We start from the raw sequence: 15,366 nt of genomic DNA, 5'->3' as shown, positions 1-15,366 counted from the left end.
TAATTCTCAACTGAGCCACATAATGAATTTTTATGCTAAATAACTAAGAACTTGTGCGTTTACTTAATTAAGTTCATAAAGTTTACGGTTAGCCATATGTTTAAATAATGACGATAGAAGACTAATTCAGGTTTTTTAATGTGGTAATCCTGTAACTGTGGCAGAGTTGGCATGCTAGGAATTATTCTTATATGATGAATGTTTGTGCAGAAAGTAATTATTCATAACAGTATCAGGTGGTTGTCTTTTTTAAATTAGAAAAATAACTTGTTGTAAACTATTTATTGCACTAATAATTAGTTATTTGAGTAGATTGTGTTGTAAAATTCATCACTTATTTTGGGATGTATTTTCCTTTCGTTGACCGCTCCCTTTAATAGGCCGACTTGCCAAACTAATGGCGGATGAAAAGCGATCGCGATAAAAATAATTCTGACCAAAATAGAGATGTAAAATTACAATTATTCTGTATTCATTCTTTGGCTGAAAACAAGTAATATCACTGCCGTAAACAAAGAGTGATTAGGTTACTCCCTTATTTTTTTGGAGAATTTTCTTTGATTAGCGTTCTTCTTGTTGATGACCACGAACTGGTGCGCGCAGGGATACGACGCATTCTGGAAGATATCAGGGGTATCAAAGTTTCGGGTGAAGCGCAGTGTGGCGAGGATGCGGTAAAATGGTGTCGCAATAATACTGTTGATATCGTTTTGATGGATATGAATATGCCTGGTATTGGTGGGTTGGAAGCCACGCGGAAAATTCTCCGTTTCTCCCCAGATATCAAAGTCATCATGTTAACCATTCATACGGAGAATCCGTTACCGGCCAAGGTGATGCAGGCAGGCGCAGGAGGATATCTGAGCAAAGGCGCTGCGCCGCAAGATGTGATCAATGCAATTCGGGCCGTTCATTCGGGTCAGCGTTACATTGCTTCTGATATCGCGCAACAGATGGCATTGAGCCAGCTAGAGCCGCAGGTTGATACATCTTTTGCCTGTCTTTCCGAGCGCGAATTGCAAATCATGCTAATGATAACTAAAGGTCAAAAGGTGAATGAAATCTCGGAGCAACTTCATCTCAGTCCTAAAACAGTGAATAGCTATCGTTACCGGATGTTTAGTAAACTAAATATAAGTGGTGATGTTGAATTGACCCATTTGGCGATTCGCCACGGTCTATTTAACGCGGAGACATTGTCAAATAGTGACTGAATGCTTTGATGCAAAAGAGTTTTTGAAAACAGTAACCAGCCAGCCCGGCGTCTATCGTATGTATGATGCCAAGGGTACTGTTATCTATGTTGGTAAAGCGAAAGATTTGAAAAAGCGACTTACCAGCTATTTCCGCACGCAGGTAAATAGCCGCAAAACCGAAACATTAGTTAAGAACATCGCCCAAATTGATGTCACTGTTACGCATACAGAAACTGAGGCGCTGTTGCTTGAACATAATTACATCAAGCTTTACCAACCTAGATATAATGTGTTGCTGCGGGATGACAAATCATACCCACTTATTTTTCTCAGCGCAGATACTCATCCTCGCCTTGCTACGCATCGCGGAGCCAAACATGAGAAGGGCGAATATTTTGGGCCTTTCCCCAATTCCTATGCTGTGCGCGAAACGCTAGCTTTGTTACAAAAACTTTTTCCGATTCGACAGTGTGAAAACAGCGTTTACCGCAATCGCTCCCGTCCTTGCTTACAGTATCAGATTGGTCGTTGCCTGGGACCTTGCGTGAATGGGTTAGTCAGCGATGAAGAATATCAACGTCAGGTTGATTACGTTAGGCTATTTCTTTCCGGTAAAGATCAACAAGTACTGACTCAATTGATTTCTCGCATGGAAAATGCCAGCCAATTGCTGCATTTTGAAGAGGCGGCTCGTATTCGGGATCAAATTCAGGCTGTTCGACGAGTCACAGAAAAACAGTTTGTTTCCGGGAATAGCGAAGATCTGGATGTGATTGGTGTCGCCTTTGACTCGGGGTTAGCGTGTGTGCACGTTCTGTTTATTCGGCAAGGTAAAGTGCTGGGAAGCCGCAGTTACTTTCCTAAAGTGCCGAATGGTACTGAGCTGAGCGAGGTGGTGCAGACTTTCGTTGGTCAGTTTTATTTACAGGGCAGTCAGGCGCGAACCTTACCAGGGGAGATTTTGCTTGATTTTGCATTGGTAGAAAAAGATCTACTGGCTGAATCCTTAAGCGAACTTGCGGGACGAAAAATTCAGATTCAAAGCCGACCGCGAGGTGATAGAGCGCGTTATCTTAAACTAGCGCGGACCAATGCGGCGACGGCGTTAGTCACCAAGCTATCGCAACAGTCAACTATCCACCAGCGAATGAAAGCATTGGCGGAAACGTTGAAGTTGAATGAGATAAACCGCATGGAGTGCTTTGACATTAGCCATACCATGGGGGAGCAGACGGTTGCCTCATGCGTTGTTTTCGATGCGAATGGGCCGGTGAAGTCAGAGTATCGGCGCTACAATATTACCGGAATTACTCCGGGTGATGATTACGCGGCAATGAATCAGGTGTTAAAACGTCGTTACGGCAAAGCAATAGATGAGCAAAAAGTTCCCGATGTTATTTTTATCGACGGCGGAAAAGGCCAGTTGGGTCAGGCTATTGAGGTTTTTTCCGAACTGGATGTGCCTTGGAACAAACAAAAACCTTTATTAATAGGTGTAGCTAAAGGGAGTGACCGTAAGGCTGGGTTGGAAACGCTATTCTTTGCCGCAGAAGGTGAGGGGATATCGCTACCTTCTGATTCGCCAGCGCTGCATTTGATCCAGCATATTCGTGATGAATCGCATAATCATGCAATCACGGGCCACCGACAGAGAAGATCAAAAGTAAAAAATACCAGTGCATTAGAGCTGATAGAAGGCGTTGGTCCGAAACGGCGGCAAATACTGTTGAAGTATATGGGCGGACTTCAACCGTTACTTAACGCCAGCGTCGAGGAAATTGCAAAAGTGCCGAGTATTTCACAAGCATTGGCAGAAAAGATCTACAATGCATTGAAACACTGAACGTAATATTGCACCATACTCATTGTATCCATACTCGCCAGATAGCTATAGAAGCATTATGCAATTGAATATACCGACTTGGCTCACCCTGTTTCGTGTTGCACTTATCCCATTCTTTGTTCTGGCATTTTACCTGCCATTCGTTTGGGCCCCGGTGTTGTGTGCTGGCATTTTTGTATTCGCAGCAGCAACCGATTGGTTCGATGGATTTTTAGCTCGCCGCTGGAAGCAAACGACCCGTTTTGGTGCGTTTCTTGATCCAGTAGCGGATAAAGTGATGGTTGCCGTAGCATTGGTGCTGGTTGCCGAATATTATCACCAATGGTGGATTACTTTACCGGCAGCCACCATGATCGCTCGTGAGATCATTATTTCCTCGCTACGCGAGTGGATGGCAGAAATCGGCAAGCGTAGCAGCGTTGCGGTGTCCTGGATTGGTAAAGTCAAAACGACGGCGCAAATGATGTCATTGGTTGGTTTATTATGGCGTCCAACGGCTTACGTAGAGTTGGCTAGTTTTGTTCTACTTTATATCGCTGCGGTGCTGACTTTCTGGTCAATGTTCCAATATTTAAGCGCAGCCTGGAAAGATTTGCTCGAACCTTGATCGAAGTGCCGCAAAAATCAGCAAACGGACGTTTTAGATTGATAATTTTATTGACTCATTGCGTCAGGTAAGTAGAATGCATCGCATCAGACGGCAGCAACGAAACGCCGAAAGATAGCAAAAAAATCAGTAAGTTCTGATGTTGCGGGAATAGCTCAGTTGGTAGAGCACGACCTTGCCAAGGTCGGGGTCGCGAGTTCGAGTCTCGTTTCCCGCTCCAAATTTGGCAGGCTTGCAGAAATGCTAGTCTCAGCAGTAAGGCAATGAAGAATACGGCGCGTTGGCAGAGTGGCCATGCTACGGATTGCAAATCCGTCTACCTCGGTTCGACTCCGGGACGCGCCTCCAATTTTCCTGAGCCCGGGTGGTGAAATCGGTAGACACAAGGGATTTAAAATCCCTCGGCTTATGGCTGTGCGGGTTCAAGTCCCGCCCCGGGCACCATGGAAAATAGTATAAGTAAAACAAAGCAGTATGAGTATGTCGTTAACCGCCGAGAGGCGGTTTTTTTGTTTCTGGCGTCTGCCGAATTTGGCGAAGTGGCGACCAAATGACTACATTGTGTCTACGACCTTTTTGCCCCCGTTTAAAGCCCTGCCAAATCAGCATCAGCTTGCGCTGGATAAAATTCTCCTAGAACTGAATTGCTTCGGACATCTTTCTTGCAACCAAAGGCGCTGATATAACCGATGGCACGTCACTGCGGGCAAATGGTCGCCAGTGCGGTGGCAATCTCCAAATTATCCAGCCTCGGTACGCCCGGAATACGCGGCCGGACGCCGGTCACGATCTGGGCGGCTAACAGGGCTTTCATGCCGGTATAGCGGCCATTCTCGTCTGACCTGCCGATAATATTGGGAGTGATTTCGGCCGCATCGTTGCCGGTAGTCACGCGTACCACAATGTTGACCAGCTTGGTCTGCTCGGCAATGGCTAACAGTGATGGCGCCAGCGTATCTTTTTTCCTGGTTTTCCCCGGCGGCGGCCAATACATCGGTGATCAGTATCGGGGTATTGAGGGGAAAGGTCTTAGCGTCGGCGGTGCCGACCATGCCAACAATAGCGGTGGATACGGTGGAAATAACCCGTGTGCCTTCGTTAATTTCGAGGACACGGACGCCTTGGTGATAATCATTCATACAGTCAATTTTTGTGAATGGAGGGGTGAACCTATGGTGACGAATTTGTGGGTGGGGGTACCAGATGAGGGATGTGTGAGCTGTGGCACAATAAAAAGCGCGGAATACATTCCAGGATAAAATTAAAGCTGTATCAGTCTATGGTGATTTGTACTACCTTATTTCTGACGTTACTACGACTCTATTTCTGCTTGTTTGGGACTCTTTTCATGCTCAGTATTTTTCATGATTATTCGGGCGCTATTGTTAATTCTGCTCTTGGTGTCTTATTTACATTTATTTTTAGCTTCTTTTTGAGACGACGTAATGATTTAAGTTGGCAAAAATTTGAGGACAGCTCCTGGGATAAAAGAATGCTCGCCATCTCAAAATTCGGTGAGCTTTATTTTAAACCGAGGGGGGATTTTAATAGACTTGAAGTCCAGTATTTATCAAAGTTTCTGACACATAGAGCGGAAGAAAATTACTGTTTTGCTGTTTTACAGTATGTGTCCCTAAGAAAGGATCTAAGTGTTGATGCGACATTAAAGGTAGCCAGAGAACACTCTGGCTTAGTTGATATATGCCCTGATGGTTCAGCGAGGATGAATAAGAAGAAAGTATTGATGAGTCTTCTTCTTTTAACATTATTCTCCATTTCCATGGGATATTGGGTTCCTGTGAGAGCTATATCCCTTCTCGACGACGTGATGAAGACATCCTCTAAAAATGATTTATTGGTCGTCATCCGATATTGTTCATGGTTATTTTCCGTATACGCTATTTATGTGGTCATTAGGCAATTAAAAGCATTGCATGAATTTAGAAAGTTGATTGAGAAAATAAACTTAACAATATTATTAGGTAAGTTGAAAAGGGCATCTGCGTCTTAAAAAAGAGTGGGTAATCCCCACATATTGATACTTATTGTGAGGGTTTAAAAGCGCCATGTGATTAGATATAACCTATGGAACACATGGTTTTTCTCCGGTTAAGCGTTCAGGCGCTATGATGCCGGATTGTTGAGCACGGAACAGGTGATGGGCGTTGTGCGGAGGATGGCACAAACATCTGAGGGGGAAAGCAGTAACGCCGCAAAAATATTATTGCGGCATTAAAATATCAGGTCAATTTATTGACTATTTTTCAGTAACCGAATCGTTTTATCTTCGATGACAAATCGCTTTTCAAATGCAGCACCAATCATAACACCGCCCCAAGCATGGCTGACTAACTCATTGACCAATTCGCATTCAGTAATCAATGGCCTGAAAACTTCGGTACTTACTTCCAGATGTTTAATCCCTGTGCCTTTCTTGGAGTTGGTAGGTTTAAAGCCTGTCCCCGTTGAAAAGTCATTATCTTCTGGAGAAGACCAACCAATAAACCAAGTTCCATGAATGATTTCGTTTCTACGTTCAATCAGGTTAGTCACCCGATTATTGATTTTAGCTAATATGTTTTTCTGTTCCTCATTTAGCTCTGCGCTAACCATAAGAACGGAATGAAAAGCCTTTGATAGTGGATAAGCTGTCAGCTCAGCCGTAAGGGCATGGGTGATTTGTTGGTTCTGCAACCCGTGGCGCCCGGATAGCGCTACAATACCTGTTCTCATAGCAAAACAAACTAATTCAAACTTGGCTGTAAATTCGCCCACCAAAGCATATTGCTCCTGGGTTTGTGCTAACCTTCTGGCTTCCCGCTCTTGATCTGACATCAGTCTCTATACCATTTATTTAAATCATTTATTCGCACAGAAACGATTGAATTTCTGGCAACCGTGCCAAACAATATAAACGTTATTACAGTGCTAGCACATGCTCATCTGGTGTTTATTCAGATTGTTTGGTGCCCCAACCCATATCGCCAAACCTCATTAGACAGCGTAGCCATATCCGCCAGTACGCTGGTGACGGTCTCCGTCTTCAACGTTTACAGCAGAACCAGACTGTCATTTTTATCATTACTATGAGCCACTTACAGAATTCTCTCGACAGGCAGCGCCGCTGTTTTCAGTCGTGAGATCAATCACCGTCAGCGTCACGCGGGGTTCCCAGCGCATGACTGCGCCATACACCGCCGCCATCATTTTGAGCCGTAAGGCGGGGTTCTGCGGCTGATCAATCAGCGTGGACAGCAGCGAACCGTATTCCCGACGCATCACTCTGGAGCCTTGCGGCGTGATTAAAATATCGCTGATAGACTGGCGAATGTGAGCCATATCGGTAATGGCTTTACCTGTCTGCGCATTCATGCCGAGATAAGTCATTGCGGCCCCCCGGAGGAATCACCGCCACCTTTGACGCCGCCGTGTTGATGGGTGTGAACCACAATGCCGTTTGAGGTCAGATTGCCACCGGAATGGTTAAAGTGGCCTCGCGCCTCACCGCCTTCTTCAATCAGAAGGGTTCGGGTAATCAGGTGTTGAGTACATTTCACCACTGGCGTGGTGAGGGTGATCGAGGTTTCGGCCACGATATTGGCGGTTTTCATGCCGGTAATGGCTAAATGACGGGTTGTAGGTTCATATTCAAATCTGGCCCCATCGGGAAATGTCACTACGATGGCATCCGCTGAAGCCGAGGGTGCAGGGTTGCTATCGGAAAACACCGCGGGCAACACAAAAGCGGTGGTGAGTTCGCCGCCGATACTGAGGATAATCACCTGTTCCCCCACCGAGGGCGCAGCCCAAAAGCGCACCCGACCGGCGCGGGGCGTCAGCCAGTTCAACCAGTCGGTTTCTAGCTCGCCCATTTTTACCCGACATAAACCTTTGACCGTATCCACTTCGGATACAATGCCGATGCGGATCAGATTCGCCAGGGCGCGTTTAAGTGCTGCAATAAGCGTTTTCATTCAGCCAGTGTGCCGCGTGCGGGCGCGACTGGCATGTGATAGGGGTTGTGTGAGGGATGGCACAAAGAATTAACTGCAAAAAGAATAAACGCGTGTATTAAAGGTTAATCAAAATGTGAACAATATGGGGGTTCGGTAATACATCAGGTGCATCTAATGACTAAACCCTGTAACCTCCCTACGTTTAATTATTTTAACTATTCCGCTTTGGTACAACAACTACACTCATGTATTTGTTAACTTCACGAATGAATAGATCAATAGCAATGCACCCTAAATTAAAAGCGTCTTTGGGCATTTTTCGGGGTGCGGCGATAAACTCCATATTGACCGCAGGTGCATTGGCAAGCCACTCAGCTTATGCCTCCAGAGAGCTGAGAGAACAAAACCCAAGATTATATTGGCGTTTACGTTCTATGGGCGAACTGGACATATTGTATTTTTTAATTAAAGATTCAGTGTCTGGCTATGTGGAGGCCAGCGGTATGCAAGAGCAGGGACGAGATGATGAATACAGGAGGATAATAGATAATGTCATCAACCAACTCAACGGTTAAAAAAATCTTAGTCGGTTTTCTATATTATCTTTCTTATATGGCGGCAAATACCGTTGCTATGATCGCAATAGTATTGATGGTTACATCATTTTTCTATTTTGAACATTGGTATGTCGCCATATTAGCTTGCGTGGGTATTTTTGCGGTTTACCACTTTATATTGTATTTATTCCCGCAAAGACCAGATTAATAACTACTTCGCAATATGCCCCAACGCCAGACCCCAATCCACTCTACATCGCCGTCGGTTAGCCCTAGCAACTGGCGGCGTTCATATTTTACCGTCGGCCCGTTGCGGCTGATTTTATCCCGCAGGCCGTAGTGATGGACTCTGACAGATGTTTGGTACAATGTGCGCGCAATGCTATGGGCGGTATAAATATGATTATCTCAGCCTGGTTGGAGTGTCATTAAAAGTGGATCTGCATACTAAGAACGACAATTCCGGGGAGAATAACGCCGCCTTCTACGCCAAAAGAGTCATTAAAATCATATTGGAGGGCGTGATAAATATAGGGTGCAAAGCCTACTCCAACGGCGTCCTTTATATTTTTATAAATCCCTTCATCGCCACAATGACTGAATTGAGAAAAGAAAAACTCTCCTGCATATGCATACCCGCCTTTGAAGGTCCAATGATCCTTTTCCCACCAGTCTTTTCGCACGCCTAGCAACATACATCTGTTGGAAAAACTATTGACTAACGTTCCAACAGATAAACTGTAATCTGACTGGGCATTTAACTTTCTCTCAACGGCAATATACTGATTATCAAAGTATTGCGTATAGTCAGTTTTGGGTTCATATGCATGAAATATAAATGCCCCCGGATTCACCGAGTAAAGTTTGTCATTTGATGCGATAGCACTGGCTGAAATAGCGATCAAAACGGTGGCGATAGCAGCTCTCATTATTTGTACCTACATGTGTTCGTGTCGTCACGCTCCGCGATGGCTTGTTTGTCGAAGCCCAAGCTTGAAACGGTGTACAGTTCGAACTTAATCGTAGCAGCCTGCTTTTGTTCCGGCGTTAATGATGGATAGATAAACGATTTCAATTTTTGCCTGTTAACCAAATAGGGATTTTTTATTTAAAGAGAACGGTGATTTACAGTTCGCCTATTCGGTCTGCTTATTCAGATAAAGTTGCCCGGCTTTCTGATGTTTTCCATGTGGTTAACAAGATGCCTTCGGCCATCAATCAAGAATGCGATGAACATAATGATGAGCTTGTTACCAGAATTTGCTGAGGTTTTTATGCACGCCAGAGTTGTCACAACATAGGAATCTGATTTTTGTTGAAAAATACCCTCAGCGTTTTATTTACACCGCATTGACTTTTCCCGGGCTGGTGTTAACACTTTAGTGATGCTTATGAAGTAAACTCACTTATTTAAACGAATATCAAAATCAAAGGTAAAAAATGAAATACATGACATTAGTTTTGGCTGTGACCGTCCTGTTTTCTGCTTCATCCTATGCTGCCAAACAGATCACTCGTCAAGAGTCTGCTGGTTATACAAAAATAGGGGAGCTGTCCTTTAAGCAGTCAGGTATACCAACCGTAGGTCATAAAGAGCTTTCAAAAAAGGTTAATCAAAAATGTGAGGAAATGGATAATGTGAAAGCCGATAATTGCTATTACTTCATTTTGGATAAAACCGGCAACGAATCAAACCATGAAAATGTTGATGTCGAAATTTTCAAAAAATAACGTTTAAGGCTCTCCTTGGCTCTGCATCATATTCATACCTGATACAGGGTTTGAATTATGTCGAATGAAGAACGTATCCGTATTGTGGGGTGAGGATTGGCATGATAAAGAACTCGGCATTCTTGTTATCGCTATCCATTGGCTTTTTATGTTCAGCACAGGCCTCAGCAGAAGTTATTGTCGAAGAAGGTCTGAACCTGTATAGCCATACGGCTATGATGACTATGAGTCTACAGCTGCACGCCTTACGGATATTGCGGCTCGGAATGGCTTGTGGGTGAATGTTTTATTGGTGCAGCCCCTTGGTTCCATGGTCCTGGTGATTTTCACGGCCACGTAGATAACCGGTTTGATCCCCACAATGGCTATCATGGCGCATTCCCTAAGCGCGGAGATGCACCTTTCCATCACTTCAGAGGGAACGAGGTTCGCAATAGCCGTGTTGAATATCGCCGCTCGTAGCAGAAAATCTTTTCTCGGGTTATTTATCGTACTTTTAGCTTAAGGAAATACCAATGAATAAATTTATCTTTTGTGTTTTTCTCTGCGCACTTTCTGGATGTTCCGGCGATGATCGATCGGAATGGGGCAAGGCACCCGCTGAGCCTTTGGATGCGCAAACTTGCATGGATGATATCAGCGATGCCAATAGCGATTGCGCGCATTCTGTCGATCCAAAATTCAATTAATATGAATGCGTTCAGATAATAATTAATTAAAGAGAGACCTGTGTCTCTCTTAGTCTACCAAATAAAATCAATCTGCTTTTAATTGTGTCTGTGTCAATGCCATTGTTGAAGTCGTGCGTTTATATTCAATTATTGATTTATTCAGGTTAGGAGGGGCAGCTTTAGGTATTGATGCTTACTGGGCTATTTTCAGGAATCAAGTAAGTATAAGGGAAAAGGCGGTCATCGTTCTTTCTATTAATTTTATCAGTGATCCCTGATAGTTATTTTCGAAAACCTGTCAGGTATGGGTAAATAATCGGGTTATCTTTTCTGGTGAAAATTTCTTCCCCTTACCAATCAATATACTCTCCCAAATAGCCATGATGAAGCTACTCCGAATAGGGTGTAAATTTCAACCTTTCCTTAATGATAGAAGAGATCAATCTGGTCGCGAGGAAACTGTATCTTTCTTGCGGTTTTCGCTTTATCGGAAAACTCGAAAAAGATAAATATTGTGATTTCCTGAGTCTCAATAACGATTGAGCAACGGTGGTTCCGACAAACATATCCTTCTTCTGTGATGCTCTCTGAACATGTCTTATTTTAGTGTCTTGGCGCTGTGTATTTTCTCAAGAACCGAAAGGGGAATTCTATCGCTTCAGTGGCAGATAGCAGCGGGCTTCAAGCCATTATCTACGCAATTATAGCTGCCGGCGAACGCTAGCCAGGGGATAATCCAGCGGGAATAACTTGGATGAAACTTAACATATTCGCAAATTTGATGTGTTTTACTGAGAATCCAGATCGATAGGCAAAAGTGACAGTCATCAGCGTATAGCAATGAGGTTCAAGGCATTCAAAGGGACTTGAGCTCACTCGTTGTAACCTGTTTCTCTCTGGGATTTAAAACAAAAAACCCTTACACGAGGTAAGGGTTGCCAAATGGCCAACACCAGGGAAAGTTAAGATGATTTTATTGATTATAAGGCTATTGAATCATATTAATGTGATTCATGTCACGCATTTATTGATAACTTAAATAAATTCAATACATTAATTTGAAGATTAATAATTATACTTAAGTCAAATTGGCTGTATTCATTATTTAATTTAATGTTTATATTGTTTTAATATAAATAGTAAATCATCGAAAATTTGTCAGATGCCGCTTATTTTCTTCGCATCATCCCTGAAAAAATGGTTGGGATAGGTCTTATCCTTATCGGCATCTTTAACGTTCTGAGATGTCACAAAAACCCCGATACACCGTGATTCTTGTGACAATCGGTCTTTAAGGTTTGTCATCGTCAGTTAACGAAGAATATTATTTAGTGTTTTTATTCAATAGGTTATAGGGGTTGCAACAATGAGGGATACGAGGGTTTATACTCTGTGGGTTGTTTTACTTTCTTATCACCTTTCGCCGAGCGAAGCAGAGTCATTTATCCCCGCCGCTCTCAACTGAAAGTGGTATTGGCCGATTCTCCAAAAGATTGTGCCAAAGCGGCCATGACGGACATCGGCATTATTGGCGTGGTAAAAATTTGGTGTAATGCCGAACGTTGCATTGGTTGCGGTGCCTGTGTGACGTACTGGATTCCTCCCTAAATTTAGCTTCATGCTGAAATGAGGGAGGGCTCCATTTCATTTTTTTAGACTTCATGTTAAGAAAATGGATTAAAAACGGGCGCTTAACCCAATGTTATACATAAATTGCTCGCCGCTGCTCAGGCCGGTGGTCTGCGATATGGAGGCAAACGAGGCCACGTTATCCGTGAGCGGCACGTTGGCACCAAGAGTGAGATTCACCCAGTTCTTATCCTGTCTGGCGCTGTCGCGGACAAAATGAGTTTGAGTTGATTTCAGGCCCCCACCGCTTCGATAAACGTCATCCCCAAACTGATGTTGGTAATTCACTTCGGCATAAGGGTTAAATAAGGAAAATTTGCCATCCAGCCGCCAGCCCAAAGATCCAATTTGCGAATGATAAGTTTGATCGCTGAAGCGCATGGCCGTACTGTCGTTACCATTTTCGCTATATCCCGACACATTGCTGTAATCCAGCGCAAATTGCGCCATCGGGCCAGTGGTCAGGTAAGTGGTGATCGGAATATTATATCCGGTAGTGAATCTGGCTCCCCACTGTTTGCCATCGGTATTACCGGTTTCAGTTCGGGTTAATGTGCCGATCTGCATACTGCGACGTATATCATCGTAATTCATGCTGGCGTAGTGTACGTCGGCATTCATCCAGGCATAATCCGCGAATTCCAGAGCGCTGAAGGCTGAAAGCAGCAAACCACGCGCCTTATAATCGTAACGGCTGGAAGGCCGTTGATTATCATTCGATCCCGCAATTAATGCGCCAATCAGCCAATTTTCGGTCAACTGATAATCTATACCCAAGGTCAGATTATGAGTAGTGGCATTGCCATCTCCGGCGGCAATGTTGGCTGAATAATCATAATGCTGCCCGGCATAACCGCCAAATACGCCAAATGAGTCCTGCGGATTTTTATGAGTGCGCAATTGCTGGAAACGGCTGTCCAGGGTAGCTCGAGTGTCGCGAGCCATCGCCGCCGTGGCTTGTGTCAGCGCAGCGGCTTGCGCGGGGGCATCAAGTACCGCTTGCATATAATCGGCTATCATCTGATGCGCCTGCGGGCTTGGGTGAAAATGATCGGAGAAAAGGTAGGATTGGCCCGGGGCAAAGCCAGCCTGACCCGAAGTACAAACCGCTGAAGAAACGCCTATCGGGCAGGGCATTCCTGCCGTATTGGTAAACCCGAACAGATTCGGATTACTAATAATTTCACCGAATAGTTTATTCACATCGACGCGGACAATATTGCCGCTACCTTGGGCGAGCAAAGCGTCCTCACTATTATTATAAAAATCTGTGAGTTGCCCGGCCAGAGCGCTTTGATCATCAAAGGCAGCTATGAGCTGAACGGCAATCCCTTGCTGTACTTGCGGAATAGAGCTGATTCGTTCAGAGGCGGCGGTGAGTGCCTGATGAATAGCCTGTCTGCGGGAGGGGTTATCAGGCGTAGTCAGGGCATTTAGCGTGCTGAAAGCGGCCTGTAGAGCGCCGGGTATTGCTGAAGGCTGTACGGCAGCCAATCCCTGTTGAATAACCAGTTCCATTAACATTGGGGTAGCGCCGATATTGGGCACGGTCGGAACGATAACCGTATTGGCTCCGGCATTGAGTAAAGCCTGTACCTGCGTTGCGGCAGCGGCAGCGCTGTTATACGCCACGCTGGGTGCGCTGGCCGGGTTTGAGGCCGCCGCAGCGGCCAAATCGTTACCGCCTACCCAATGCAGATACAGGCCGTTACTGTCGGCCTGACCGTTCACTCGCTGCAAGTAACTTTGTACTTGATTCTGCGTATTGTAGGCGGGGTTGAGTGCTGGCACCGCAACGGCGCCGCCAGCGGCGTAGTTAAACCCGCCTTTATCCGACGCGACTAATGTCATACCTGCATTTTTCGCCAAAATCTCGTCGTATAAATAATGCTGGTTGCTATCGTAGGTGAATCTGCCGTTATTTCCGGTATCACTCAGACTGTCGCCGAAAACATAAACATTGTCGTAAGCGAATGTAGGGCCAGTGACGCAAAAAAATAAAGCAATGGCCAGTGCATCCATGCGATACGGATACATTATTTTGATAGGCATATATCAACTCCCTTGAACCTAAATATGAAAGAGGAAACTCTTGATGGTCGTTCCGGATGTAACAATCGCTACCTAAATATTGTCGGTTTCCTGATTTAGTCAAGGCGACCGGATATATTCCTGCCTGCAGGCCCATGAATCAAAATTGAATTATGGTCAGTAAGCTGCCACGAACTGGGTTTTGGCTACGCTGAAAATATAAGCAGGCATAATAAAGGGGGGAACTGGCAAAGTAGAACAAACCTCAATATAATCGTTTAATTAATTCACTATAAATATATTAAGGGGGATTGCTATGTTGACTCGTGAATTGTTTCTTTTTTCACCCGTCCTCAGTCATCGCAACCGCTCAAGCGTTACCGGTATCGTGCTGCGATAACCAGCTTGAGCGAAGCTAACTGACAATCTGAAAACTTCCCTCCGGCTTACTGCATTGCGAGTGCGTCCGACGGCTGAGGCTTCGGTACTGTTCCAAACAGCGTTTGCAAGAATGGCACGATCTAGCACCGGTTTACGATATTTTGACCGACAAACCTGCGCCAGCCGCTACGGCTCCGGTTGAGACAAAACTGGAAAGCATTGCGCAGCAGGAAACTGAAGAAGAATACTTACTGGCGATGTTGCTGGGTCTGGAAAGCAAACTTGAAGGCGATCTGGCGCGTAAACCCAAGCATCAAAAACCAGAGTTACAGCGCCAGTGGCAGCATGAAATTGTGCAGTTAAGTAGACAGCTAGGTTTGGTTTAAACGGTAAGATGAGTATTCAGGCCGTAGAAATGCGGCCCGTTTATCGGGTATAGAATTTGAGATTAATAGCATGGCGCATTTGGTTTTATTGAGGTGATAATCGCTGACCAGTAAATATTATCTTTAAACCAATAGGAAAAAACACTAAATAAACAGCCTCTGAAAATAATCTCTTCGTATATCGGAACAATAAATATCAGTAATAACGGATTTATGATTGAAATATACCCACGATGTGAAACTTGATCCGTCATCCACTTTTCTGATTTTGTTACTCCCAGCAGATAAGGTCTAACGAACTGAATGGCAAGTATGACGAGCAGCAATATCAGAAAAAGGCGATAAAAGATTTCCTTTTCCAAAGCCGTCACGTTTTCT

Annotated in this window: 15 protein-coding genes, 3 tRNA genes and 2 pseudogenes; 12 read left to right on the top strand and 8 right to left on the bottom strand. The window is 44.6% G+C overall.

Features of this window, described 5'->3' with window-relative positions:
- The first annotated feature begins 557 nt into the window (after positions 1 to 557).
- The 6 genes from uvrY (at position 558) to ACQ4OC_RS14765 (ending at position 4,090) form a co-directional block, all read left to right on the top strand.
- Entirely contained in the window at positions 558 to 1,214 is a 657-nt protein-coding gene (gene uvrY, locus ACQ4OC_RS14790) for a UvrY/SirA/GacA family response regulator transcription factor (RefSeq protein ID WP_430971305.1), read from the top strand.
- Complete coding sequence (gene uvrC / locus ACQ4OC_RS14785; RefSeq protein WP_430971304.1) at positions 1,207 to 3,039, top strand: excinuclease ABC subunit UvrC; 1,833 nt, start codon at positions 1,207 to 1,209, stop codon at positions 3,037 to 3,039. Before uvrY ends, uvrC begins: the two co-directional genes overlap by 8 nt.
- Before the next feature lie 58 nt (positions 3,040 to 3,097).
- Positions 3,098 to 3,646 (top strand): CDP-diacylglycerol--glycerol-3-phosphate 3-phosphatidyltransferase, encoded by a 549-nt coding sequence (gene pgsA, locus ACQ4OC_RS14780; RefSeq protein ID WP_049597562.1) that lies wholly within the window; start codon positions 3,098 to 3,100, stop codon positions 3,644 to 3,646.
- A 144-nt stretch (positions 3,647 to 3,790) separates the two neighbouring features.
- Positions 3,791 to 3,866 (top strand) — tRNA-Gly (locus ACQ4OC_RS14775).
- Between the two features lie 54 nt (positions 3,867 to 3,920).
- Positions 3,921 to 3,994 (top strand) — tRNA-Cys (locus tag ACQ4OC_RS14770).
- A gap of 10 nt (positions 3,995 to 4,004) precedes the next feature.
- Positions 4,005 to 4,090: transfer RNA gene (locus tag ACQ4OC_RS14765), tRNA-Leu, on the top strand.
- 192 nt (positions 4,091 to 4,282) lie between these two features.
- On the opposite strand, the pseudogene ACQ4OC_RS14760 reads toward ACQ4OC_RS14765, so the two are convergent.
- Positions 4,283 to 4,785: pseudogene (locus ACQ4OC_RS14760) on the bottom strand (phage tail protein); the annotation flags it as partial.
- Between the two features lie 209 nt (positions 4,786 to 4,994).
- Between ACQ4OC_RS14760 and ACQ4OC_RS14755 the strand changes: the two are divergent.
- A complete protein-coding gene (locus ACQ4OC_RS14755) occupies positions 4,995 to 5,657 on the top strand; it encodes a hypothetical protein (protein WP_128821873.1) in 663 nt (220 codons plus the stop codon).
- 239 nt (positions 5,658 to 5,896) lie between these two features.
- Here the strand turns inward: ACQ4OC_RS14755 and ACQ4OC_RS14750 are convergent, their stop codons facing one another.
- From ACQ4OC_RS14750 to ACQ4OC_RS14740, 3 genes are all read right to left on the bottom strand, one after another.
- The gene (locus ACQ4OC_RS14750) at positions 5,897 to 6,481 is read right to left on the bottom strand and encodes a hypothetical protein (RefSeq protein WP_064517728.1); all 585 of its coding nucleotides are present in this window, start codon (positions 6,479 to 6,481) and stop codon (positions 5,897 to 5,899) included.
- 249 nt (positions 6,482 to 6,730) lie between these two features.
- Positions 6,731 to 7,033 (bottom strand): GPW/gp25 family protein, encoded by a 303-nt coding sequence (locus ACQ4OC_RS14745; protein WP_430971303.1) that lies wholly within the window; start codon positions 7,031 to 7,033, stop codon positions 6,731 to 6,733.
- A complete protein-coding gene (locus tag ACQ4OC_RS14740) occupies positions 7,030 to 7,620 on the bottom strand; it encodes a phage baseplate assembly protein V (protein WP_120807123.1) in 591 nt (196 codons plus the stop codon). Before ACQ4OC_RS14740 ends, ACQ4OC_RS14745 begins: the two co-directional genes overlap by 4 nt.
- A 266-nt stretch (positions 7,621 to 7,886) precedes the next feature.
- Between ACQ4OC_RS14740 and ACQ4OC_RS14735 the strand changes: the two genes are divergently transcribed.
- Positions 7,887 to 8,177: a hypothetical protein gene (locus ACQ4OC_RS14735; RefSeq protein ID WP_064517735.1), complete on the top strand. Its 291-nt coding sequence runs from the start codon at positions 7,887 to 7,889 to the stop codon at positions 8,175 to 8,177.
- Positions 8,178 to 8,370: 193 nt separating this feature from the next.
- Here the strand turns inward: ACQ4OC_RS14735 and ACQ4OC_RS14730 are convergent.
- Together ACQ4OC_RS14730 and ACQ4OC_RS14725 are read right to left on the bottom strand one after the other, a co-directional pair.
- Positions 8,371 to 8,510: pseudogene (locus tag ACQ4OC_RS14730) on the bottom strand (phage virion morphogenesis protein); the annotation flags it as partial.
- Positions 8,511 to 8,587: 77 nt separating this feature from the next.
- A complete protein-coding gene (locus tag ACQ4OC_RS14725) occupies positions 8,588 to 9,088 on the bottom strand; it encodes a hypothetical protein (RefSeq protein WP_120806725.1) in 501 nt (166 codons plus the stop codon).
- Positions 9,089 to 9,599: 511 nt separating this feature from the next.
- Between ACQ4OC_RS14725 and ACQ4OC_RS14720 the strand changes: the two genes are divergently transcribed.
- From ACQ4OC_RS14720 to ACQ4OC_RS14710, 3 genes are all read left to right on the top strand, one after another.
- Entirely contained in the window at positions 9,600 to 9,890 is a 291-nt protein-coding gene (locus ACQ4OC_RS14720) for a hypothetical protein (RefSeq protein WP_120806724.1), read from the top strand.
- A 515-nt stretch (positions 9,891 to 10,405) separates the two neighbouring features.
- A complete protein-coding gene (locus tag ACQ4OC_RS14715; protein WP_158513773.1) occupies positions 10,406 to 10,579 on the top strand; it encodes a hypothetical protein in 174 nt (57 codons plus the stop codon).
- A gap of 1,374 nt (positions 10,580 to 11,953) precedes the next feature.
- Positions 11,954 to 12,169, top strand: a complete 216-nt coding sequence (locus ACQ4OC_RS14710) for a hypothetical protein (RefSeq protein WP_064517742.1) — start codon at positions 11,954 to 11,956, stop codon at positions 12,167 to 12,169.
- Positions 12,170 to 12,238: 69 nt separating this feature from the next.
- Here ACQ4OC_RS14710 and ACQ4OC_RS14705 read toward each other — a convergent pair whose 3' ends face one another.
- Positions 12,239 to 14,242 (bottom strand): autotransporter outer membrane beta-barrel domain-containing protein, encoded by a 2,004-nt coding sequence (locus tag ACQ4OC_RS14705; protein WP_430971302.1) that lies wholly within the window; start codon positions 14,240 to 14,242, stop codon positions 12,239 to 12,241.
- Between the two features lie 521 nt (positions 14,243 to 14,763).
- Here ACQ4OC_RS14705 and ACQ4OC_RS14700 point away from each other — a divergent pair.
- On the top strand, positions 14,764 to 14,988 hold the full coding sequence (locus ACQ4OC_RS14700; protein ID WP_143711280.1) for a hypothetical protein: 225 nt from the start codon (positions 14,764 to 14,766) through the stop codon (positions 14,986 to 14,988).
- A gap of 62 nt (positions 14,989 to 15,050) precedes the next feature.
- Here the strand turns inward: ACQ4OC_RS14700 and ACQ4OC_RS14695 are convergent, their stop codons facing one another.
- Positions 15,051 to 15,242, bottom strand: coding sequence for a CPBP family glutamic-type intramembrane protease (locus tag ACQ4OC_RS14695; RefSeq protein ID WP_371112920.1), 192 nt, complete (start codon positions 15,240 to 15,242; stop codon positions 15,051 to 15,053).
- Positions 15,243 to 15,366 lie beyond the last annotated feature (124 nt).

The sequence above is a fragment of the Yersinia sp. J1 genome (assembly GCF_050586585.1).
Lineage (GTDB): Bacteria > Pseudomonadota > Gammaproteobacteria > Enterobacterales > Enterobacteriaceae > Yersinia > Yersinia entomophaga.
This window is presented reverse-complemented; position numbering and strand designations above follow the sequence as displayed.